21 protein-coding genes and 1 riboswitch are annotated in these 21,811 nt (G+C 58.3%); of the genes, 12 read left to right on the top strand and 9 right to left on the bottom strand.

Going from position 1 to position 21,811, the window contains the following annotated elements; all coding sequences use genetic code 11:
- Positions 1 to 120 precede the first annotated feature (120 nt).
- On the top strand, positions 121 to 1,035 hold the full coding sequence (locus B4M48_RS05420; RefSeq protein ID WP_039381064.1) for a sugar ABC transporter substrate-binding protein: 915 nt from the start codon (positions 121 to 123) through the stop codon (positions 1,033 to 1,035).
- Positions 1,036 to 1,123: 88 nt separating this feature from the next.
- Here B4M48_RS05420 and B4M48_RS05415 read toward each other — a convergent pair whose 3' ends face one another.
- The gene (locus B4M48_RS05415; protein ID WP_071669262.1) at positions 1,124 to 1,624 is read right to left on the bottom strand and encodes a GNAT family N-acetyltransferase; all 501 of its coding nucleotides are present in this window, start codon (positions 1,622 to 1,624) and stop codon (positions 1,124 to 1,126) included.
- A gap of 63 nt (positions 1,625 to 1,687) precedes the next feature.
- Between B4M48_RS05415 and B4M48_RS05410 the strand changes: the two genes are divergently transcribed.
- A complete protein-coding gene (locus tag B4M48_RS05410) occupies positions 1,688 to 3,520 on the top strand; it encodes an ABC transporter ATP-binding protein (RefSeq protein ID WP_039381067.1) in 1,833 nt (610 codons plus the stop codon).
- On the opposite strand, the gene B4M48_RS05405 is transcribed toward B4M48_RS05410, so the two are convergent.
- Positions 3,517 to 4,641 (bottom strand): GNAT family N-acetyltransferase, encoded by a 1,125-nt coding sequence (locus tag B4M48_RS05405; RefSeq protein ID WP_039381070.1) that lies wholly within the window; start codon positions 4,639 to 4,641, stop codon positions 3,517 to 3,519. The two genes, B4M48_RS05410 and B4M48_RS05405, sit on opposite strands and share 4 nt — an antisense overlap.
- 362 nt (positions 4,642 to 5,003) lie before the next feature.
- Between B4M48_RS05405 and B4M48_RS05400 the strand changes: the two genes are divergently transcribed.
- From B4M48_RS05400 to B4M48_RS05390, 3 genes are all read left to right on the top strand, one after another.
- A complete protein-coding gene (locus B4M48_RS05400) occupies positions 5,004 to 5,903 on the top strand; it encodes a LysR family transcriptional regulator (RefSeq protein WP_288656193.1) in 900 nt (299 codons plus the stop codon).
- A 99-nt stretch (positions 5,904 to 6,002) separates the two neighbouring features.
- Positions 6,003 to 6,944, top strand: coding sequence for a glutathione S-transferase family protein (locus tag B4M48_RS05395; RefSeq protein WP_039381074.1), 942 nt, complete (start codon positions 6,003 to 6,005; stop codon positions 6,942 to 6,944).
- 9 nt (positions 6,945 to 6,953) lie between these two features.
- Positions 6,954 to 7,559 (top strand): alpha/beta hydrolase, encoded by a 606-nt coding sequence (locus B4M48_RS05390; protein WP_094112041.1) that lies wholly within the window; start codon positions 6,954 to 6,956, stop codon positions 7,557 to 7,559.
- On the opposite strand, the gene B4M48_RS05385 is transcribed toward B4M48_RS05390, so the two are convergent.
- The 4 genes from B4M48_RS05385 to mntP form a co-directional block, all read right to left on the bottom strand.
- A complete protein-coding gene (locus tag B4M48_RS05385; RefSeq protein WP_288656191.1) occupies positions 7,556 to 8,353 on the bottom strand; it encodes a sugar phosphate isomerase/epimerase family protein in 798 nt (265 codons plus the stop codon). The genes B4M48_RS05390 and B4M48_RS05385 overlap by 4 nt on opposite strands.
- Before the next feature lie 56 nt (positions 8,354 to 8,409).
- Positions 8,410 to 8,787, bottom strand: coding sequence for a fluoride efflux transporter CrcB (gene crcB / locus B4M48_RS05380; protein WP_145339910.1), 378 nt, complete (start codon positions 8,785 to 8,787; stop codon positions 8,410 to 8,412).
- 86 nt (positions 8,788 to 8,873) lie between these two features.
- Positions 8,874 to 8,947, bottom strand: a riboswitch (Fluoride riboswitch).
- Positions 8,948 to 9,003: 56 nt separating this feature from the next.
- Positions 9,004 to 9,840, bottom strand: coding sequence for a fumarylacetoacetate hydrolase family protein (locus B4M48_RS05375; protein WP_071669293.1), 837 nt, complete (start codon positions 9,838 to 9,840; stop codon positions 9,004 to 9,006).
- Positions 9,841 to 10,199: 359 nt separating this feature from the next.
- Entirely contained in the window at positions 10,200 to 10,772 is a 573-nt protein-coding gene (gene mntP, locus B4M48_RS05370; RefSeq protein ID WP_039381085.1) for a manganese efflux pump MntP, read from the bottom strand.
- Between the two features lie 284 nt (positions 10,773 to 11,056).
- Here mntP and B4M48_RS05365 point away from each other — a divergent pair, with 284 nt between their 5' ends.
- Positions 11,057 to 11,302, top strand: a complete 246-nt coding sequence (locus B4M48_RS05365) for a DUF1158 domain-containing protein (RefSeq protein ID WP_039381087.1) — start codon at positions 11,057 to 11,059, stop codon at positions 11,300 to 11,302.
- A gap of 498 nt (positions 11,303 to 11,800) precedes the next feature.
- A complete protein-coding gene (mqo, locus tag B4M48_RS05360; RefSeq protein ID WP_250341322.1) occupies positions 11,801 to 13,411 on the top strand; it encodes a malate dehydrogenase (quinone) in 1,611 nt (536 codons plus the stop codon).
- Positions 13,412 to 13,446: 35 nt separating this feature from the next.
- On the opposite strand, the gene B4M48_RS05355 is transcribed toward mqo, so the two are convergent.
- Positions 13,447 to 14,034, bottom strand: a complete 588-nt coding sequence (locus B4M48_RS05355) for a LysE family translocator (RefSeq protein WP_039381094.1) — start codon at positions 14,032 to 14,034, stop codon at positions 13,447 to 13,449.
- A gap of 135 nt (positions 14,035 to 14,169) precedes the next feature.
- Between B4M48_RS05355 and B4M48_RS05350 the strand changes: the two genes are divergently transcribed.
- The gene (locus B4M48_RS05350; RefSeq protein WP_250341323.1) at positions 14,170 to 15,630 is read left to right on the top strand and encodes a PLP-dependent aminotransferase family protein; all 1,461 of its coding nucleotides are present in this window, start codon (positions 14,170 to 14,172) and stop codon (positions 15,628 to 15,630) included.
- On the opposite strand, the gene B4M48_RS05345 is transcribed toward B4M48_RS05350, so the two are convergent.
- On the bottom strand, positions 15,627 to 16,250 hold the full coding sequence (locus tag B4M48_RS05345) for a glutathione S-transferase family protein (RefSeq protein WP_039381100.1): 624 nt from the start codon (positions 16,248 to 16,250) through the stop codon (positions 15,627 to 15,629). The genes B4M48_RS05350 and B4M48_RS05345 overlap by 4 nt on opposite strands.
- A 107-nt stretch (positions 16,251 to 16,357) precedes the next feature.
- On the opposite strand from B4M48_RS05345, the gene B4M48_RS05340 reads away from it, so the two are divergent.
- Positions 16,358 to 17,206 carry a PhzF family phenazine biosynthesis protein gene (locus tag B4M48_RS05340; protein ID WP_039381103.1) on the top strand — a complete coding sequence of 283 codons (849 nt, stop codon included), beginning with the start codon at positions 16,358 to 16,360 and terminating at the stop codon, positions 17,204 to 17,206.
- A gap of 26 nt (positions 17,207 to 17,232) precedes the next feature.
- On the opposite strand, the gene B4M48_RS05335 is transcribed toward B4M48_RS05340, so the two are convergent.
- Positions 17,233 to 17,991 (bottom strand): SDR family NAD(P)-dependent oxidoreductase, encoded by a 759-nt coding sequence (locus B4M48_RS05335; protein WP_288656183.1) that lies wholly within the window; start codon positions 17,989 to 17,991, stop codon positions 17,233 to 17,235.
- A gap of 115 nt (positions 17,992 to 18,106) precedes the next feature.
- Here B4M48_RS05335 and B4M48_RS05330 point away from each other — a divergent pair, with 115 nt between their 5' ends.
- From B4M48_RS05330 to B4M48_RS05320, 3 genes are all read left to right on the top strand, one after another.
- Entirely contained in the window at positions 18,107 to 19,006 is a 900-nt protein-coding gene (locus B4M48_RS05330; RefSeq protein ID WP_071669257.1) for a LysR family transcriptional regulator, read from the top strand.
- A 69-nt stretch (positions 19,007 to 19,075) separates the two neighbouring features.
- Complete coding sequence (gene yhjD, locus B4M48_RS05325; RefSeq protein WP_039381111.1) at positions 19,076 to 20,077, top strand: inner membrane protein YhjD; 1,002 nt, start codon at positions 19,076 to 19,078, stop codon at positions 20,075 to 20,077.
- A gap of 287 nt (positions 20,078 to 20,364) precedes the next feature.
- Positions 20,365 to 21,699: an MFS transporter gene (locus tag B4M48_RS05320; RefSeq protein ID WP_039381113.1), complete on the top strand. Its 1,335-nt coding sequence runs from the start codon at positions 20,365 to 20,367 to the stop codon at positions 21,697 to 21,699.
- The last annotated feature ends 112 nt before the right edge of the window (positions 21,700 to 21,811 follow it).

The raw sequence follows: 21,811 nt of genomic DNA, 5'->3' as shown, positions 1-21,811 counted from the left end.
GCACCGGCAGATTGTCAGGCTTGCGCGCCGATCGTAGTCTCAAATGGTTGCAACAGGTCATTTTTAATTTTACTGAAACATTTGTTCCATCCTCTCTTCTCTCATGCTCTGGAGTACGCAATGAAAACAGTAAAAGCGGTGCTGCTGGTGGGATTGCTTTCGGCTTCTGCGTCGTCGCTGGCGGATAAAATCGGCGTGTCGATGGCCTACTTTGATCAGAACTTTTTAACCATCATCCGCCAGTCGATCGATAAAGAGGCGAAAGCGCGCGGGCTGGCGGTGCAGTTTGAAGATGCACGCGGCGATGTCGGCCGTCAGACCGATCAGGTACAGAGTTTTATCGGCGCGGGCGTGGATGCCATCATTGTCGATCCGGTGGACTCGGCCAGCACGCCGCAGCTGACCCGTCTGGCACAGCAGGCAAAAATTCCGCTGGTGTATGTGAACCGTACGCCGGGCGATAAAACGCTGCCGCCGGGAGTGGTGTTCGTGGGCTCGGATGAGCGTGAGTCGGGCACGCTGCAGATGGAAGCGCTGGCTAAAATGGCTGATTACAAAGGCAATGTGGCGATTATGATCGGCAATCTCACTGATGCCGGTGCCCTGCAGCGCACGAAAGATGTGGAGCAGGTGGTAGCAAAATATCCCGGCATGAAAGTGGTGCAGAAACAGCCGGCTAACTATGCGCGCAACGAAGGCATGGATTTAATGCTTAACTGGCTTGGCAACGGCGAGACGATTGATATTGTCGCGGCGAACAACGATGAGATGGCGATTGGCGCAGCCATGGCGCTGGCAAAAAGCAACAAAAAGCTGCTGATTGGCGGCATTGACGCCACGCCGGATGGTCTGCAGGCGCTGGCGCAGGATAAAATTCAGGTCACCGTATTTCAGGACGCTATCGGCCAGGGCAAAACCTCTGTTGAGGTCGCGCAAAAGCTGATTGCCGGTGAAAAAGTCGCTTCTCACGTCTGGATCCCGTTTGAGCTGGTCACCAAAGAGAATATGCAGAACTACGTTAAAAAGAGCCAGTAGCCCCGCCTGAGAACGCAGCAGAGCCGTACGGTGCGGCGGCTCTGCTGTCAGCTCTTCTTTTCGTGCGCTTCAGAAGGCGCGCGCAGCGTCACTGAGGGTCGCGCAGTTTCGCCATCACCACAATATCGTGATAGTCGCCATCGCGCAGGCACGCTTTGCGCTTTACGCCCTCATGCTCAAAGCCCAGACGCGTATAGAGGCGCAGCGCGCGCGCGTTGTCATGAAACGCTTCCAGCTCCACGCGGATAATCCCCATCCAGTTAAAGGCGTAGTCGAGCCCGGTGCGGATTAGCTGCTCACCGATGCCGCGTCCGGCAAACGCCGGATCAACGCTGATGCCAAAGCTCAGGCTGTGGCGGGTGCGCAGCCGCTGTTCGGTAAACAGCGTCAGTTCGCCTACCAGCTGCCCCTCCAGCTCAGCGACAAACGCGATATAGCCTTCAGCGTCCATGCGCTCAAATTTTTTCTCCCACGTGGCCACGCTGGGAAAGGGCAGCTGCGTGGTCCAGCGATATACCTCTGGCTGACTGTAGAGACGCTGGTAAGCCGCGGCGTCGCGCGGTTCGCGGCCGCGAATCTTTATCTCCATATCCGTGATCTCCGTCTGATTGCACTAAGCTGTTAACTCTGACCTTCCGGAAAGAGTGACCCTATGTTGTTTCGCCGTTTTGAACGTTTTATCAATATTTTTCAGGATGCACCAACGGATTCTCCCCCCGCCACCCTCGGCGCGTTCTATCGCTACTATCTGCGTCAGGTATGGCCAGGTTTCGCCGCGCTGCTGGTAGTGGGCCTGGCGCAGGCGCTGATTGAAGTGGCGCTGTTCAGCTATCTCAGCCGCATTATCGACCTCGTCAGCCATGCCACGCCGGCGACGCTCTTCAGTGAACACTGGCCGACTCTGCTCTGGATGGCGGCGGTGGCGCTGATCCTGCGGCCGGTGGTGATCGCCCTGCACGACCTGCTGGTTCACCAGAGCATCAACCCCGGCATGACCAGCATGATCCGCTGGCAGCATCATAACTATGTACTGCGCCAGAGCCTGAACTTCTTTCAGAACGATTTTGCCGGCCGCATCGCCCAGCGCATCATGCAGACCGGCAACGCGCTGCGCGATTCAGCGGTACAGCTGGTGGACGCCATCTGGCATGTGGTGATTTACGCCGGTACCTCGCTGGTGCTGTTTGCAGAAGCGGACTGGCGGCTGATGATCCCGCTGGTAATCTGGCTGATCGCTTACAGCCTGTCACTGCGCTTTTTTGTCCCGCGCGTGAAGCAGCGGTCGGTGGTCTCTTCAGAGGCGCGATCGCGCCTGATGGGCACCATTGTGGATGGTTACACCAACATTGCCACCATCAAGCTGTTTGCGCATACCGATCTGGAGAAGCGCTACGCACGCGAGGCGATTCAGGACCAGACCGACAAAACCCGCCACGCCAGCCGCATGGTGACCAGCATGGACATCACGCTCTCTGCGCTCAATGGCCTGCTGATTGTCAGCACCTCCGGGCTGGCGCTGTGGCTCTGGAGCCAGTCGCTGATCAGCGTCGGCGCCATTGCACTGGCGACCGGGCTGGTGATCCGGCTGGTGAATATGTCAGGCTGGATCATGTGGGTGGTGAACGGTATTTTTGAAAATATCGGCATGGTGCAGGATGGGCTGGGTACTATTGCGCAGCCGCTCAGCGTCCAGGATGCGCCGGCGGCGCCACCGCTGCGGGTGACGCGCGGTCAGATCCGCTTTGAAGATGTGCGCTTTGATTATGGCACTAACCGTCAGGTGATTAACCGGCTGAATCTGACGATTAAACCGGGTGAAAAAATCGGCCTGATTGGCCCTTCCGGTGCCGGTAAATCCACGCTGGTGAATCTGCTGCTGCGCCTGTATGACCTCAACGGCGGCCGCATTGCGATTGACGATCAAAACATTGCGGATGTGACTCAGGCGAGCCTGCGCGGGCAGATTGGTATGATCACGCAGGATACCTCACTGCTGCACCGTTCCATCCGCGACAATCTGCTCTATGGTCGTCCCGACGCCACGGAAGCGGAGCTGCAGGCGGCCATCACGCAGGCGCGTGCCGATGAGTTTATTCCGCTGCTCTCTGATTCTCAGGGGCGCACCGGGCTGGAGGCGCACGTCGGTGAGCGCGGCGTCAAGCTCTCCGGCGGTCAGCGACAGCGTATCGCTATCGCCCGCGTGCTGCTCAAAGATGCGCCGATTCTGATTATGGATGAAGCCACCTCGGCGCTGGACTCTGAAGTGGAAGCGGCCATTCAGGAGAGCCTGGAGAGCCTGATGCAGGGCAAAACGGTGATCGCTATCGCCCATCGTCTGTCGACCATTGCGAAGATGGACCGGCTGGTGGTGCTGGAGCAGGGGGAGATCGTGGAGATGGGCAATCATCACGAGCTGCTGGCGCAGAACGGTCTCTATGCCCGCCTGTGGCAGCATCAGACCGGCGGTTTTGTCGGCACCGATTAATCGCCGCGCCGGAACGGCAGGGCTGCACGCGCCTCATCGGCCCAGTCGTGCACCCCTGCCCGTTCCTGCTGCAGAAAATCCTCCACCGCCGCGCGCAGTCCCGGATGCGCCAGATAGTGCCACGAGTGCGTTATCACCGGCTCAAAACCGCGCACCAGTTTGTGCTCACCCTGCGCTCCCGCATCAAAGCGCTGCAGCCCTTCTGCGATAGCAAACTCCATGCCCTGATAGAAACAGGTTTCAAAATGCAGGCGGTCAAACTCTGCCAGACAGCCCCAGTAGCGGCCATAAAGCGTGGTGCTGTCGCACAGGTAAAAGGCCATCGCGGCAGGCCGCTCATCCAGCGTGGCGATAACCACGCGAATCGCCTGCGGCATACGCTCTGCCAGCAGACTGAAAAATGCACGCGTCAGGTAAGGACGCTGGCCGCGTACCGCATAGGTGCTGACGTAGCAGGTGTAGACAAAATCCCACTGATCCTCCCGCAGTTCATCACCGCGATACCAGCTAAAGACAAAGCCGCTCTGCTGCACCAGCTCCCGCTCTTTGCGCAGCTGCTTGCGTTTACGCGACATCAGCGTATCAAGGAAGTCGGCAAAGTCGCGGTAGTGACGGTTGTGCCAGTGATACTGCAGGCCGAGGCGCATCAGCCAGTCGGACTGCTCTGCGATCAGGGCATTGGCGGGCGGCGTGGTGAAGTTGATATGCGCCCCGCTTATCTGTCGCGCCAGCAGCGCGTCCGGCAGCGCGGTCAGCAGCTGAGTGATGGCGGACGCTTCGCCCAGCAGACGCTGCCCCGTTACCGGACTGAACGGAACGGCACCGAGCCATTTGGGGTAGTAGCGGATCCCCGCGCGCTGGCACGCCTCGGCCCAGGCCTGATCGAAGACATATTCTCCGCGCGAGTGGGATTTAACATAGCCCGGTAGCGCAGCGACGGTTTTGCCCTGCTCCCGCCAGAGCAGGTGTGCCGGCTGCCAGCCCGTTTCAGCGCGCACGCTGCCGCTCTCCTCAAGGGTGGTCAGAAAGGCGTGGCGTAAAAAGGGCTGATCGTCAGGCAGCAGCGCGTCCCATTCAGCAGCCGCGATCTCCGTCAGTGATGATAGAAAATGCAGTGACATGCAGCTCTCCCGGCCAGGGGCGCCCTTTATGACGCCCGGATGAATGCGTATACGATACGTCACGACGCCCTTTCCCGCCATGATGCAATGCAGGGGCGGTGCGAGCTGCGGCCAGGGGCGCATTAATGCACCCCCTGCGATGCCCCCGCAGGGGCGCCATTAATGGCGCCCTGGGTTAATGCGCGGGCGGAACGTGATGACGCCATTTATGGCGCCCGGGTTAATCCGCGTGCGAAACGCGATGACGCCGGCGCGGTGCGGGCTGCGGGCAGGGACGCATTAATGCGCTCCCTGCGACGGAATTCCCGCCCGGGGGCGCCGGTTGATGCGTATACTCTGGCTTTGGCCTGCCTGGAGAGAAGATGGATCGACTTGATTGTGACCGGATGTTTGTCGCTGTACTGGAGACGGGCAGCTTTGCCGCTGCGGCAATGCGCCTTGGCGCCAGCAGCGGGCAGGCGTCAAAGCTGGTGTCGCGGCTTGAGCAGCTGCTGGGCGTTCAGCTGCTCAAACGTACCACGCGGGCGCTCTCTCCGACCGATGCGGGCCGCGCTTACTATGAACGCATTAAAACGCTGCTGGATGCGTTTGATGCGCTGGATGACGCTATGCGCGAAAATGCCAGCCTGCCCTCTGGCCGGCTGCGTATCAGCGCGCCTGGCACCTTTGGAACGGCGGTACTGGCACCGGTGCTGGTCGCGTTTGCCCGTCACTATCCGCTAATCGAGCTGGACGTCAGCTTTTCCGATCGCGCTGTCAATATCGTGGATGAAGGGTTCGATCTGGCGGTGCGCATCGGCCGCCTCGATGACAGCAGCCTGATCGCCCGGCGACTGGGTGACGTGCCGGTACATATTGCCGCATCGCCGGCCTACCTGCTCCGGCATGGCACGCCACAGCACTGGCGCGATCTCGCCCGACACCAGTGCATCAGCGACACCAACTTTCGCGATCCGTGGAACTGGCCTTTTGTCACGGCTGCAGGCGACAGCGCCACGGTACCGATCCGCGGCCGCCTCTGTTTTTCCAACACCGAAGCGTGCCTGCACGCTGCCGTCGCCGGGCTCGGTATCGCCCGCCTGCCCGGCTTTATCGCCACGCCCGCTCTGCAGCGTCAGGAGATTGTTACGCTGCTGGCGGAGTTTGCGCCGCCGCCCATGGGGCTGTTTGCACTTTACCCCTCTGCCCGTTTTCTGGCGCAGAAAACCCGGCTGCTGATCGACTTTCTGGCCAGCCACTTCCTCCATCAGCCGTCCACCTGATTACTTCCATTTCGGAAAGAATGAAAGCCGTTTTGCCTGGATTATCACCAGGCCCGCGGCGCGCTACTCTCTGCGCCCTGATTACACAGGAGCAGCGTTATGTTAGTGAATGGCAAATGGAGTGAAGCCTGGCATCCGGTACAGGCCACCGATCGGCAGGGTGGATTTGTACGACAGACCTCGCAGTTTCGTCACTGGATCAGTGCTGATGGCACAACCGAATTTGCCGCAGAGCCGGATCGCTACCATCTCTACGTGGCGCTGATCTGCCCGTGGGCATCGCGTACGCTGATTGCGCGCAGCCTGAAAGGTCTGGAACAGGTGATTACTGTTTCCGTGGTTGAACCGCAGCTGGGCAGCGCCGGCTGGCGCTTTGGCGATTATCCGGGGGCGCAGCGCGACACGCTGAACCAGGCTGAGTATCTGCATGAACTCTATACCCGCGCCGATGCCGCTTTTACCGGACGCGCCACCGTCCCGGTGCTATGGGATAAAAAGACGCAGACTATCGTCAATAACGAGTCGGCCGATATTCTGCGCATGCTGAACAGCGGCTTTGGCGATCTGGCTGACGATCGCCTGGATCTCTATCCTGCCGATCTGCGCACGGAGATCGATGCGCTGAATGAAACGATCTACACCCGGTTAAATAATGGCGTTTATCGTACCGGCTTTGCCACTACCCAGGTAAGTTATCAGCAGGCTTTCAGCGACGTTTTTGCGCAGCTGGACGAGCTGGAAGCGCTGCTGAAAGATGGCCGTACCTTTGTGCTGGGCGAACGCCTGACTGAAACCGACATCCGGCTGTTTGTCACGCTGATTCGTTTTGACGCCGCCTACTATGGCCTGTTCAAATGCAACCTGCGTCGTCTGTGCGACTATCCGCTGCTGGATCGCTATCTGAAAAGCGTTCTGGCGGTCTCGGGCATACGACAGACGGTGAACATGGACCATATCAAACAGGGCTACTATTCGATTAACGCTCTGAACCCCAACGGCATCGTGCCCGCCGGGCCGGATATGGCAGCGTACGGTTTTTAAGGAGCAGGCATGGCAAAAGCACTGGTTATTTTTCTGCATGGCGTTGGCAGCAGCGGTGACGATCTGGCGGTGCTCGGTGAGCACTGGAGCGGGCTGCTGCCCGACGTGGCGTTTGCTTCCCCCGACGCGCCCTGGCCATTTGAGCATGCGATGGGCTATCAGTGGTTCAGCCTGACCGGCGTTACGCCGGAGAATCGTCCGGCGCGCGTGCGTGCGGCGCGCGATGCATTTGATGATACGCTGCAGCGCCTGATGGCGCAGCACGGCATGCCGGATGCCTGGGAAAACGTTATTCTGGTCGGCTTCTCGCAGGGATCGATCATGGCGCTGGATGCACTGGCTTCAGGACGCTACCCGCTGGCCGGCGTGGTGGCATTTTCCGGCCGGCTGGCATTCGACGAACCGCTAACCCCGCAGCCCTGCGCTTCCGCGCTGCTGATCCACGGCAAAGCGGATGAGGTGATCCCCTTCAGCGAAACAGCGTCCGCCGTCAGCCGGTTACAGGCGGCAGGCGTTAACGTAACGGCCGCTTTCGAAGCCACCACCGGCCACACCATCTCGCCGCAGGGCGCAAGAGAGGCGGTAACCTATATTGCGCAGTGCCTGCAGGATTAGCGCCAGCAGCGATTCAGCGCCTGCCAGGCGCGCCGTGCGCTCTCTGCCGCCGGCTGCGCTTTCAGCTGGTCATTGAATACTTCAATGCCAACCGGACCAGCATAAATGGCTCGCTGCAGGCGACTGACAAAGCTGGCCACATCAATAATGCCGTCGCCCGGCAGCAGCCGCTGGTGACGCGCATAGTCGCTCAGCGCCTGATTATTCTGCGGCGGCTGTTCAGCCATATCGCACAGCTGGACTTCATAGATACGGCTGGCCGGGATGCCCTCAAGGTGCGACGCGTCACCACCCAGCGCGCAGATATGAAACAGATCCACCACCAGGCCAACATTAGGCAGATCAAGACGCTGCAGGCGCTGCCAGGCAAGCGGCAGCGTATTGTCCACGCTACTCCACGCCATAGGCTCATACATGATGCGCATCTCATGGCGCGCCGCTTCCGCCGCCAGCCAGCGCAGATCGTCATCAATGCGTTCCGGGATGCAATCCTGTCGCGTGGTGGCAGGCGCCTGAATGGTGTCGCAGCCAATCGCACGCGCCAGCCGGATAAACTGCTGCAGCTCCTCACGCTTTTGCTGGCGCTCGCTGTCCGGCGCGCCGGTAAAATCGCGCAGCACCTGCAGATTAGTGAAACGGATCGCGGAGTGCGCTAAGTGCGCCGTCTCCATCTTTTCCACATCCTCGCGCCAGATTTCAGCCTGATCAAACCCTGCATCCTGCGCCGCGCGCAGCTTTGCTGCAGGCTCGCCCTGCAGCAGGACCAGATTAAGGAAAAGTGGATTGCCCGGCATGGTTACGCTCCTTTGCGTCTGAACAGAATCCTCCCTGACGGGCCGCTGGCGGGCGCTCAGCCGAGCAGGTTAACCACTGCAAAGCCCGCAAAGGTCATCAGCAGCGAACCCACGACATGCACCATCACGCTCGACATTGCCCACAGGTATTTACCTGATTGTAGCAGGCTGACAATTTCTGCTGAGAAGGTAGAAAACGTGGTCAGTCCGCCACACAGACCGGTAACGATCAGCAGTTTCCATGCCGGATCGAGCTGCGGGTAGCGCATAAACCACGCCAGAGCGGCGCCAATAATGAAACCGCCCACCAGATTGACGATCAGCGTGCCTGGCGGCAAATCAGGAAACAGCGCGTTAAAACGTAGCGAGATAAGCCAGCGCAGGGTGCAGCCAGCAGCTCCGCCGACGATTACGGCACACAGCGACTTCAGCATAATTTGATCTCCGGAATGAAGCGCGCGTAACGGCAGCAGGAAACGAAAAACGCCTGACCCGCCGCCCTCTCCGCGCAGGGATAAGCGTATAGTCAGGCGTCATCAGCCGTCTGAAAACAGCGGCGGTTGGATCGGGTGGTACGCCATCACCCGTGCAGAGATAATACGCTATCGCCGGTAAACGATCACCCTGCCGGCAGCAGCGCCGGGTTACGGTCAGACCACCCGGTGACGCAGACGACCGATTTTTTCAATCTCCACTTCAATCTCATCACCCGGGAACATAAACAGCGGTGGCGTACGCTTTTTGCCGACGCCGCCGGGCGATCCGGTAATAATAACGTCTCCCGGCGAGAGTGGGCTAAACGCAGAGATATACTCAATAATTTTCGCCACCGGATGCACCATACTGGCCGTGGTGTCGTTCTGCACTTCGCGCTGGTTAAGCCAGGTTTTGATCGCCAGCTGCTGCGGATCGGGGATCTCATCAGCCGTGGTCATCCACGGGCCAAAGCCGCCGGTCTGCTGCCAGTTTTTTCCGGCGGTAAACCAGGTAAACTGCATATCGCGGACAGTGGCATCCATAAAGCAGCTATAGCCCGCCACATACGCCAGCGCGTCGCTTGCCGACACCTGCGAGGCGGCTTTGCCGATAATCACAGCCAGCTCGCCCTCGTAGTCAAATTCTGCGGTAGTCGCAGGCTTCAGCAGCGGCTGTTCGTGCGCCGCCAGTGAGTCAGCGAAACGGACAAACAGCGTGGGCGCTTCCAGCGTTTCCGCAAACTCTTTACGTTTATCGGCATAGTTCATGCCGACGCAGAAAACTTTTCCCGGCTGCTCAATGACCGGCAGAAAACGAATGGCACTAAACGCATGATCCGCTGGCAGATGCTCAAATGCGGCCAGATCGCTGATACCACCGCGCGCCAGCAGGGTTTTCAGGTCGGGACAGACGTCACCGAAGCGCAGCCCCAGATCGACCACACCCTCTTTCTGCACGATGCCATAGCTTTTGCGTGCACAATCAATCAGATAAAAACTGCAAAGCTGCATAACCGCCTCGTTATAATAAGAAATGGCGCGCAGCGTATCAAAAGCCAGCCAGAAATGCGGTATGACCTGCAAAGAAAGTGGTGAAGGTTTGTGTCAGTCTGCGTGCGGGAAAGGACAAAGATGAGAGGTGATAATCATCCTTCGATCCCTGAAGGCGATTATCGAGGGTAACTCTGGACGCTTAAGAAAGCGCGCCCGGCGGTACGTGTTTAAAGGTTGCGACATAGGCGCGAAACACATAACGGAAAAAAGCTTTCATGAAACACCTGACTCAAATATTGTTGAAAAATTACGCGCAAATTATAGCGACAGCGCGTTTTTCATGCAATTTTATTTGAGCCAGATCACAAAATTAACGTTCAGCTCATCAATCCCAGATGCTCGATCAGAATCGTGCTGCCGATACAGATCAGGACCACACCTCCCAGCACTTCTGCCCACTTGCCCAGCACCGGGCCGATAAAGCGTCCCACCAGCACACCGGTTGTCGCCATCAGCGTGGTTGCAGCACCAATGGTCAGCGCGGTGAACAAAATATTAACCTGCAGGAAAGCGAGACCGACGCCGACGGCCAGCGCATCAAGGCTGGTGGCAACCGCCGTCAGCGCCAGCACCATAAAGCCGTGCTGCTGCGGCGCTTCGCAGGGCTCATCTGCTGTCTGGCGGAAACCTTCCATAATCATACGGCCGCCCAGTACGCTAAGCAGACCAAAGGCCACCCAGTGATCCCACGCCATGATGTAGTGACTGGCCGCCAGGCCGATTGCCCAGCCGATCAGCGGCGTCAGCATTTCAATGGCACCAAAAATCAGGCCAGTGCGTAAGGCTTCTTTTATACCCGGACGGTGCAACGACGCACCTTTACCCAGTGCAGCGGCAAAGGCGTCCATTGACATGCCAAAAGCCAGGATCAGGGTTGCGATGAATGTCATGGGTTTTTAGCCAGTTAGCGAACAAATGCGTAAATCCTCTGCTTTGTTCGTATTAATAAGTCAGTCATAAAAAAGTGCGCGCAGTCTAGCATGCAAATACCCCAAAAAAAAGACAACAAAATCAGGGGTTTAAGTATAGCAAAGGCTATAACTCTTAACTGCCGCTATTTTTAACGCTAAGTTGATGGAATCGCAGAAATTTCCTGGCGTCATCTGATTCACAGATTGCACTGCCCGCCCCTTTTATGCGCTAATGCACGCGCAATATTGACAGGAAAAGAGCGATGAAAAACCCTTTCGAAACACTGATTATTCCAGGCGGGATCCTGCTGCTGGGCTTTCTTTCGGCGCTTCTGCTGCCCGCCCCCTCTTTTGGTCTGATATGGGCGCAGCGACTGCAGCAGAGCTTACACCTCCAGGATCTCAACCAGCTCTATACGCTGGTATTTTGCCTGTGGTTTTTGCTGCTTGGCACGCTGGAGTTTTTTGTTATCCGTTTTATCTGGCGTCGCTGGTTTCAGATGCGCTGACCCCTCTCTCAAACGCTTCGCCCGTTAAAATCAGAATCACAGAAATGTAACACTATTTTTACACAAACGGGCGACATATCACGCAATAAAAAATCCCCGTTTCCAGCTCACCATAAATATTTCTTATTATTCAGAATGTTATTTTGTGATACCTGTCACTGTTCAACTTTCAACCTCTGCGACCTCGTCACAATTACATAACATTGATATCTGCATAACCTGCTGATTAGCGGATAAAAATATCTTATAAGCTGCCGCTCAGGCTGATTAATTCTTATGCTGAATCATTTCGGCATTTAAAAAATAAACAAACGTTTAATTCCAATACGAGAATGTTATATTCAGAAGCATATGCATAACGTGTAGTTAACCGTTATCGCCCCATTGGCTTAACCTGAGTCTTAACCCTTTGAGATAGCGCAGCGCGCGTAAGCCGCGCGGCTATTTTGCCTGCCAACCTGTTGAGCTTCAGGTCAACAGAAGAGGAGATGTCGCCTCATGAGCAACACTGCGGTAAACCTGGCGCTGAGCAGCGCTGCAATGGATGGTGCAAAACGTCAGGAACGGAAAGAAGTTGATGTCCTGCTGATTGGCGCAGGCGTGATGAGCGCTACGCTCGGCACCTGGCTGCAGGAGCTGGAGCCAGACTGGTCCATTGAAATGGTTGAGCGTCTGAATGACGTCGCAGTGGAGTCCTCTAACGGCTGGAATAATGCCGGTACCGGTCACGCCGCGCTGGCAGAGCTTAACTACACGCCGCAAAAGGCGGATGGTTCGATCGACATCGCTAAAGCGGTGACCATCAACGAATCTTTCCAGATGTCGCGTCAGTTCTGGGCGTATCACGTGCAGAAAGGCAACCTGCAGGATCCCAAAAGCTTTATCCATACCACGCCACACATGAGTTTTGTCTGGGGTGACGCTAACGTCGACTTCCTGCGCAAGCGTTTCCAGGCGCTGCAGAAGAGCACGCTGTTTCGCGGCATGCGCTATTCCGAAGATCGCGATCAGATTGCGCAGTGGATCCCGCTGGTGATGAAAGGACGCGATCCGCAGCAGAAGGTAGCCGCCACCTGGACCGATATGGGTACAGACGTCAACTTTGGTGAAGTGACGCGTCAGCTGATCGCCGCCCTGGAGAAAAAAACGCATTTCCGCCTGCGTATGCGGCAGGAAGTGCGTGACCTGGTGCGCCTGAACGATGGCCGCTGGCAGGTTACGTTGATGAACCTGGATACCAGTGAACAGCGCACCCTGATTACCCGCCAGCTGTTTATCGGTGCCGGCGGTGCGGCGCTGCCGCTGCTGCAGAAGTCAGGCATTCCTGAGGTTAAAGGTTACGCCGGCTTCCCGGTAGGCGGCTCTTTCCTTGTCACTGAAAATCCGGATGTGGTCGCGCAGCATATGGCCAAGGTCTACGGCAAAGCCAGCGTCGGCGCACCGCCAATGTCAGTGCCGCACGTTGATACGCGCGTGCTGGATGGCAAACAGGTGCTGCTGTTTGGCCCGTTCGCCACCTTCTCCACTAAGTTCCTGAAACAGGGTTCGCTGCTGGATATGTTTGGCGCGATGAACACCAGCAACCTGCTGCCGATGATGCAGGTCGGCCTGAAGAGTTTTGACCTGGTGAAATATCTGGTTGATCAGGTGCTGCAGAGCGATGCCGATCGCATGGAGGCGCTGCGCGCCTATGTGCCGCAGGCGAAACAGGAAGACTGGCGCCTGGTCACGGCGGGCCAGCGCGTGCAGATCATCAAAAATGATGAGCTGGAAGGCGGCGTGCTGCGCCTCGGCACTGAAGTGGTGACGTCTGCTGATGGCTCTATTTCTGCGCTGCTGGGCGCCTCACCAGGCGCATCGACCGCGCCACCGATTATGCTGGAGCTGATGGCTAAAGCTTTCCCTGAGCAGATGCGCTCACCGGAGTGGCAGACTAAAATCCGGGCCGTTATTCCATCATGGGGCCGCAAGCTCAATGGTGACGTGGCGCTGACCGAGAAAGTACTGGCCGATACCAGTCGCATACTGCAGCTGGAATATGAGCCGGTGATCACCTCGCATGCGGCAAACGACGAAGCGCGGATCACCGCTCACGTGGTCGGCAAATAGCTGACTGCTCAGGTGCGCCGCCCGGCGCACCTGCTCTATATTGCGCTCAGCGCGTCATACCCCATCCAGCCGGTCGTTGCCAGCAGCGATAGCGCCATCAGCGTGTTAAACAGGCGCCGCTTCCAGTGCGTCTGCAGGTACGTCCGCAGCCGATCGCCCAGCGCTGCCCAGAGCAGAATGCAGGGCAGATTGAGCGCGGCAAAACCGGTCAGCACCAGCCAGACGTTGCTGCTGCTGGCGTAAAGCAGCGCAACGTTGGTCACCATCAGCCAGGCCTTGGGATTAACCGCCTGAAAAGCCATGCCTCCCAGCAGCGTCATCGGACGCGGACGGACGCTGGCCTGCGGCGCACCGGCGCGAAAAATTTTCCATGACAGCCACAGCAGATAGCCGCAGCCCGCCAGCGTCAGCGGCAGGCGCACGGCTGCCATCCACGTCAGCAGCAGCTCCAGCGCCACGCTTGCCAGCAGCATCTGCAGCGCGCAGCCGAGCAGTATACCGCCCAGCACTGGCAGCGTGCGACGAAAGCCGAAATTGACCCCTGATGTGGCCAGCAGCAGATTGTTCGGGCCGGGCGTAATAGACATGATGGTGACATAACTGAAAAAGGCGGGATCGAGCATAGACGTTCTCCGGACTGAATAAGCTGACTCCATCGTAATGCCGTCACCGCAATGGCAACAGAGACAGCAATTCAGTATTGTAATGGGTACAGTCACACTTTTTCTGCTTTGTACCTGTCACTTCCGGAGGCCATTGTGTCCCTCGCGTTTACTGACGATCAACCGCGCTACCAGCAGCTGGCAGCAAAATTTGCCGACGCTATTCATCAGGGTTCGCTGCGGCCGGGTGCCCGCCTGCCCGCTATCCGGCGAGTGGCGCAGTCGCACCAGCTCAGCGTAAATACCGTGATCAGCGCCTGGCAACTGTTGGAAGATCGCGGCCTGATTGAGGCGCGGCCGCAGTCAGGTTATTACGTTCGCGGCGTATTGCCTGCCGTTACGCTGCAGCCGCAGCCGCCCACCGCAGAGAGTGGCGATCCGGATGCACAGAAGCTGGCGCTGATTGAACAGGTTTTTGCCGCGCAGAATAATCCCGACTACACCAATATTTCGCTGGCCTGTCCGCAGGACAGTGAGCTTTTTCCTTCAGCGAAGCTGGGCCGTATCACCGCCGCGCTGATCCGGCGCCAGGGCGACATTATCGGTCGTTATGCGCTGCCTCCCGGCAGCGAGCGGCTGCGCGAGGAGATCGCCCGGCGCAGCGTGCATACCGGACTGAACCTTACCGCTCAGGCGATTACCCTGACCCACGGCTGCATGGAGGCGCTGCAGCTGGCGCTGCGCGCTGTCACGCAGCCCGGCGACTGTATCGGACTGGAATCCCCCACCTATTTTTTCCTGTTTCCGCTGCTCGCCTCGCTCGGACTGAAAGCGCTGGAGATCCCCACCGATCCGCAGCGCGGTCTTTCGCTGGACGCGCTGGAGATGCTGCTGCAGGAGCAGCGCATTCAGGCGCTGATCGCTATGCCGGGCGCGCAAAACCCGCTGGGCTACGTGATGCCGCTGGAGAACAAAAAACGGCTCGCTGCGCTGATGAATCACTATCGCATTCCGCTGATTGAAGACGGGCTCTACGATGAATTGCAGTTTGACTGGCCGCAGTCACCGCCGGTTAAGGCGTTCGATCGCGATGGCTGGGTGATTTACTGCACCAGCTTTACCAAAACCGTGGCGCCTGATTTTCGTATCGGCTGGACCGCCGCGGGCCGGTTTCATGCCAGCATTGCGCGGCTGAAAGCGGTCTCGTCGATGACTGAATCGCGGCTGCTGAGCGAGACGCTGGCAGAGTTCCTCGCCAGCGGGGGGTACGATCATCATTTGCGCTCGCTGCGCCGGCGCTATGCGGCAAATCTGGATGCGGCGCGGGGCATTCTGGCGCGCCATTTTCCGCAGGGAACACGCGCCACGCTGCCGCGCGGTGGCTTTGTCTTCTGGGTCGAGCTGCCGGGTAAGATTGATACCGTGCTGCTGTTTAATCGTCTGCTGCAGGAGCAGATCTGCGTCACGCCAGGCGCGCTCTACACGCTGAGCGAACGCTACCGGCATGCGCTGCGCCTCTCCTGCTGTTATCCGTTCGACGCGCGTTACACCCGTGCCTTAGCGCGCACGGGTGCTCTGGCGTGCGAGATGAGCGGCATTGCCCCTGCTGCGTCTTAAGGCGTGCCGTTGCGTCCCCAGGTGGTAAATCCGGGGCGCTCGGTCAGCCGCTCATAGTAGGTCTGTATTGCCGGAAAATCGGGGTGATCCAGCGGCGTTTCAAACCAGCGGTTTACGGCCAGTCCAATGGGAATATCCGCCAGGCTAAAGTGACGCCCGGCCACATAGCGGCCCGATTTTTCCAGCTGCTGATTGAGTATCCCCATGGTGTGCGTCCAGCCTTTCACCGCTGCTGCGAGCAGACGGGGATCCTGATGCGCTGGTGAATTTCGTACCAGCGACATAAAGGCGTAGCGCCAGGAGGTGTTAAGCTCGGTAGCCTGCCAGTCGATCCACTGATCCACCGGCGCGCGTAAGCGCGGCTCCTCCGGATAGAGCCATGCACCACCGTAGCTGTTGGCCAGGTAGCGCAGAATAGCGTTGGATTCCCATATCACCAGCCCGTCGTCGATGATGACCGGCACCAGGGCGTTGGGGTTCAGCGCCATAAACTGCGGTGCATGCAGCGACAGACCCTCGTCGCCCCAGGCTTCATGCTTATAGGTGATATTCAGCTCAGCGCAGAGCCACAGCACCTTGCGCACGTTGATTGACGTTTTACGGCCTAAAATTTTTAACATCGCGGACTCCGCCTGCAGAATTATTAATCTATTCATAGCCCTGTTAGCGCGCTTTTACCATGCGCAGGGTATCATTCCACATATTGGCTGACAGAAAAGGAATTGTTATGAGAGTGGCGTTTAAACAGGTGGATGTCTTTACCGCAACGGCATTTCGGGGAAATCCGCTGGCCGTGATTATGGATGCACAGGGATTAGCTGACGAACAGATGGCAGCGATTGCGCGCTGGACCAATCTGTCAGAGACCACGTTTGTGCTGCCGCCAGAGAGCAGCGCGGCGGACTATCGCATCCGCATTTTTACCCCTTCGGGTGAGCTGCCGTTTGCCGGTCACCCGACGCTGGGTACAGCCCATGCGCTGCTGGAAGCGGGCTGGCCGCGGAAAAACGCCGGCTGTATTGTTCAGGAGTGCGGTGTCGGACTGGTTGAGGTGCGTATCGCCGCCGATGGCGCACTGGCATTCGCTGCCCCTGCGGCAACCCTGACGCCGTTCAGCGATGCGCTGATGAGCCGCGCGCTTAACAGCGAGGCCTTTGATCTGACGCAGTCGCCTGCCGTAGCGGATATGGGTATTCGCTGGCTGCTGATCCCGCTCAGCAGCGCGCAGGCGGTCGTCGACGTCACAGCTTCCGTGGCCGATCTGCAGCAGCTGCAGCAGCGGGCGGGCGTCAGCGGCGCGCTGATTTTCGGCGCGCTGCCGCCGGGGGAACCGGAGCAGTATGAGGTCCGCGCGCTGCTTGTGGAGAATGGCAGCCTGACTGAAGATCCGGTCACCGGCAGCGCCAACGCCTGTCTGGCTCGCTACCTGGCGGCCCAGGGCCAGACGCGCAGCTACCGGGCGCGCCAGGGCAGCGCGATCCAGCGCAACGGCCGTATTGACGTTACCTATACGGAAGAGGCGATCTGGATCGGCGGCCAGACGGTAACGGTTATCGACGGTACCATCACGCTCTGACGCGCCGCTCTTACGTCAGCAGGCGATTACAACGCCTGACCGCCCGATGCTTCAATGCGCTGGGCGGTGATCCAGCCGCTCTCCTCGCTCAGCAGCATGCAGATAGCGTCCCCGATGTCGTCCGGCAGCCCGACCCGCCCCAGCGCGGTGACGGACGCAATCTGCGCGTTAAGTTCACGCGTATCGCGCACCCGTCCGCCGCCAAAGTCAGTCTCAATGGCGCCCGGTGCCAGAATATTGACGCGAATGCGGCGCGCGCCCAGCTCCTTCGCCTGATAGCGCGTCAGCACCTCCATGGCGCCTTTCATTGCGGCATAGGTTCCGGAGCCAGGCTGCGTGATACGGGTCAGCCCGCTGGAGATATTCAGAATACGGCCGCCGTCGTTCAGCAGCGGCAGCAGCGCCTGGGTCAGAAAAAACGGGCCTTTCAGGTGCACATTGACCAGCGCATCAAACTCCGCCTCAGTGGTATCGGTCAGCAGCTGATAGTGACCATGACCGGCGTTATTCACCAGAAAATCGAACCGGTCGCGCTGCCAGACGCGCTGCAGCGTCTGCGTAAGCTGTTGTGCAAAGGCAGCGAACTGGCTGCTGTCGCCAACGTCCAGCGGCAGCGCAGCCGCCTGCACGCCCAGCGCTTCGATCTCCTCTGCCACTTTCTGCGCTTCATCAGCGTGACTTCGGTAAGTAAACACAATATGCGTGCCGCGTGCGGCCAGTGTCAGGGCTGCATTACGTCCCAGGCCGCGGTTTCCGCCGGTAATCAGCGCTATTTTGTGATTCATAACTCTCTCCTGCTGCAAAAGTGAACGTCTGATAAAGATATTCAAACCAAAGTGATCTATAAACGCAGATAACTGCGCAGCACTGTTTCAATAACAACAACAATCGGTGAACAACATGGATAAAATTCATGCAATGCAGGTTTTTGTACGGGTCGCGGAGATGGGCAGTTTTACCCGGGCAGCGGAAAGTCTGGGTTTACCAAAAGGCAGCGTGTCGCGTCAGCTGCAGGCGCTGGAGAACCAGATGGGCACGCGCCTGCTGCATCGCACCACCCGGCGCGTGCACCTCACCCAGGATGGACTGGTCTATTACGATCGCTGCCTCGATCTGCTGTCGATGATGGAGGATATGGACAGTCTGTTTCAGCATGACCCGGCGACGCTGAGCGGCAAGCTGCGGGTCGATATGTCGGTGGCGATGGCCACCAGCTTTATTCTGCCGCGCCTGCCGGAGTTTCTGCAGCACTATCCCGGCATTGAGATTGAGCTGAGCAGCAGCGATCGCCAGGTGGATGTGATTCGGGAAGGATTTGACTGCGTAGTGCGCGTGGGCGAGCTGAAAGATTCCGGTCTGATTGCGCGAAAAATTGGCACCTATGCCTTGATCAACTGCGCCAGTCCCGACTACCTTTCCCGCTTTGGCCGTCCGATACGGCTGGAGGAGCTGTCGCAGCACGCCATGGTGCACTATACCCAGCAGCTGGGTCAGCCTGCGCCGGGATTTGAATATTTCGATGGCCGCCAGTGTCACTATGTGCAGACCGGCGGCGTGGTGACGGTAAACAGTACTGAAACCTACCGTGCCGCCTGCCTCGCCGGGCTGGGCATTATTCAGGTGCCGGCAATGGGCGTTCAGCCGCTGCTGGAGTCGGGTCAGCTGGTGGAGGTGCTGCACGCTTTTCCGGCAAAACCGATGCCGATTACGCTGCTCTATCCGCACCGCCGCAACGTGGCGCGCCGCGTGCGGGTGTTTATGGAGTGGCTGAGCCAGGTGCTGCAGGAGTATGTCACCTGACACATCCGCCGCTGCCGTTATTTACGGTATATAATTTCAGTTTCGCAGTGAACAGGATGCCTATCGTCTATGACAGACAAAACAACCCAGGAGTCAGCCGCCGATCCAAAGCCGCTGATCGATATCCACACCGGTAACAAAACCGTGGATGGCTCAATTCGTCGCGTGTCGCGCTTCGCCACGTGGTTTCAGTCTATTCCGGCCGTCGCGCACTTTATCCGGGCGCTGGATCGCTTTAATGACCGGCTGGGCAGCCAGTTTGGCGCGGCGATCACCTACTTCTCCTTTTTATCGCTGATCCCGATTCTGATGGTGTCGTTTGCCGCCGTGGGGTTTGTGCTGGCCTCTAATCAGGATCTGCTGTCGGAGCTGATTAACAAAATTGTCAGCAGCATCAGCGATCCTACGCTCGCCACCACGTTAAAAAATACCGTGAACACTGCGATTCAGCAGCGCGCTACCGTGGGTCTGACCGGTCTGCTGCTGGCACTCTATTCCGGTATCAACTGGATGGGCAACCTGCGCGAAGCGGTTCGCGCGCAGTCGCGCGATGTCTGGGAGCGAACGCCGGATGATAAAGAGGTGTTCTGGAAAAAATATCTGCGCGATCTCTTCTCACTCCTGGGGCTGATGCTGGCGCTGGTGATCACCCTTTCGCTGACGTCGATTGCCGGTGCGGCTCAGGCAGCGATCGTCAGCGCGCTGGGGCTGGATGGCATCGACTGGCTGCGTCCGGTAATGACAATTATTGCCCTCTCCATCTCCGTGCTGGCGAACTATCTGCTGTTCCTGTGGATTTTCTGGATCCTGCCGCGCCATAAGCCGCGTAAAAGAGCGCTGCTGCGCGGTACGCTGCTGGCAGCTATCGGCTTTGAGGTGATTAAATTTGTTATGACGCTGACGCTGCCGAAGCTGGCGACCTCTCCTTCAGGCGCTGCCTTTGGTTCAGTACTCGGCCTGATGGCATTTTTCTACTTCTTTGCCCGCCTGACGCTGTTTTGCGCTGCGTGGATCGCCACGGCGAAATATAAAGGTGATACGGAGATGCCGCAGCCGCGTCAGCCCTCCTGACAACGGGCACAGGGCAACCACCTGAACAGTAAAACCTGTTTCCTGCTGGCGAATTTTAGCGCTCCCGCCAGCAGGAAACGCCAGCCAGTCACTTTTATTTAGCGGTTTAGCAGCGATTCACGCCAGAAAAACGTTTCCTGCCGCTGCCATTCGCCACCATTCCGGTTAACTCAGACATTATCCTCTTTTTCGCCGAAAATCGTCGTTTTGCGACGCTTTTTGCTCATTGAATGCCGCATACCAGGTGCGTAATATTTCTGGTTTACATTTACAATTAAGAAACATTTATGCAAGCCTCCATCACAGAAACACCTGACGCGCTGCACGACGAAGCGCCGGTCAATTCGCGCGGTAAAGTTGTCGTAGCTTCTCTGGTCGGTACGGCTATCGAGTTCTTCGATTTCTATATTTACGCCACCGCAGCGGTTATCGTCTTTCCGCATATTTTCTTTCCTCAGGGGGACGCCACGGTTGCGACGCTGCAGTCGCTGGCAACCTTTGCCATCGCCTTTGTCGCGCGGCCAATCGGCTCAGCGGTGTTTGGCCACTTTGGCGATCGCGTCGGTCGTAAGGCGACGCTGGTCGCTTCGCTGCTGACGATGGGCGTCTCAACGGTGCTGATTGGCCTGCTGCCTGGCTATGAAACCATTGGCGTTGCCGCGCCACTGCTGCTGGCGCTGGCGCGCTTCGGTCAGGGGCTGGGACTGGGCGGCGAATGGGGCGGTGCCGCGCTGCTGGCAACGGAGAATGCGCCGGCGAAAAAGCGCGCGCTGTATGGATCGTTCCCCCAGCTGGGCGCGCCGATTGGCTTTTTCTTTGCCAATGGTACGTTCCTGCTGCTCTCCTGGCTGCTGACCGACGAGCAGTTTATGCAGTGGGGCTGGCGCGTGCCGTTTATCCTTTCTGCAGTACTGGTGCTGATCGGCCTCTACGTGCGCGTCTCGCTGCATGAGAGTCCGGTTTTTGCCAAAGTGCAGAAGGAGCAGAAGCAGGTGCGTATGCCTATTGGCACGCTGCTGAGCAAACATATGACGGCGACCATACTCGGCACCTTTATCATGCTGGCTACCTACACGCTGTTCTACATCATGACCGTCTACTCAATGAGCTACGGCACCGCGCCGGCGCCGGTCGGACTGGGCTACTCGCGCAACAGTTTCCTGTGGATGCTGATGGTGGCGGTAATCGGATTTGGCGTGATGGTGCCCATTGCCGGTCTGCTGGCCGATCGCTTTGGTCGCCGCAGAACGATGATCACTATCACGCTGATGATTATCGCTTTTGCGCTGATGTTCCCGCTGCTGCTCGGCTCCGGCTCGCAGATTCTGGTGATGGGCTTTCTGCTGCTGGGCCTGAGCATTATGGGCCTGACGTTTGGCCCGATGGGTGCGCTGCTGCCGGAGCTGTTCCCGACCGAAGTGCGCTATACCGGTGCCTCTTTCTCTTATAATTTGTCATCTATTCTGGGAGCGTCCGTAGCACCCTATATCGCCACCTGGCTCAATGCAAACTATGGCCTGCAGGCAGTGGGTTTCTATCTTGCCGCCATGGCGGTGCTGACGCTGATTGCCCTGATCGCCTGTAAAGAGACGCGGCACCAGACGCTGTATGATGCGGCGTAAACGCGTATCCTGATGCAGCATAAAAACCCGGCCAGTCCGGGTTTTTTATTGCGTAATGCCGCGGGACGGTGCGGCGCGGGGTATATCGTACAGGGGCCGCATTTATGCGGCC

The sequence above is a fragment of the Pantoea sp. UBA6567 genome (assembly GCF_002434165.1).
Taxonomy (GTDB): domain Bacteria; phylum Pseudomonadota; class Gammaproteobacteria; order Enterobacterales; family Enterobacteriaceae; genus Pantoea; species Pantoea eucrina.
This window is presented reverse-complemented; position numbering and strand designations above follow the sequence as displayed.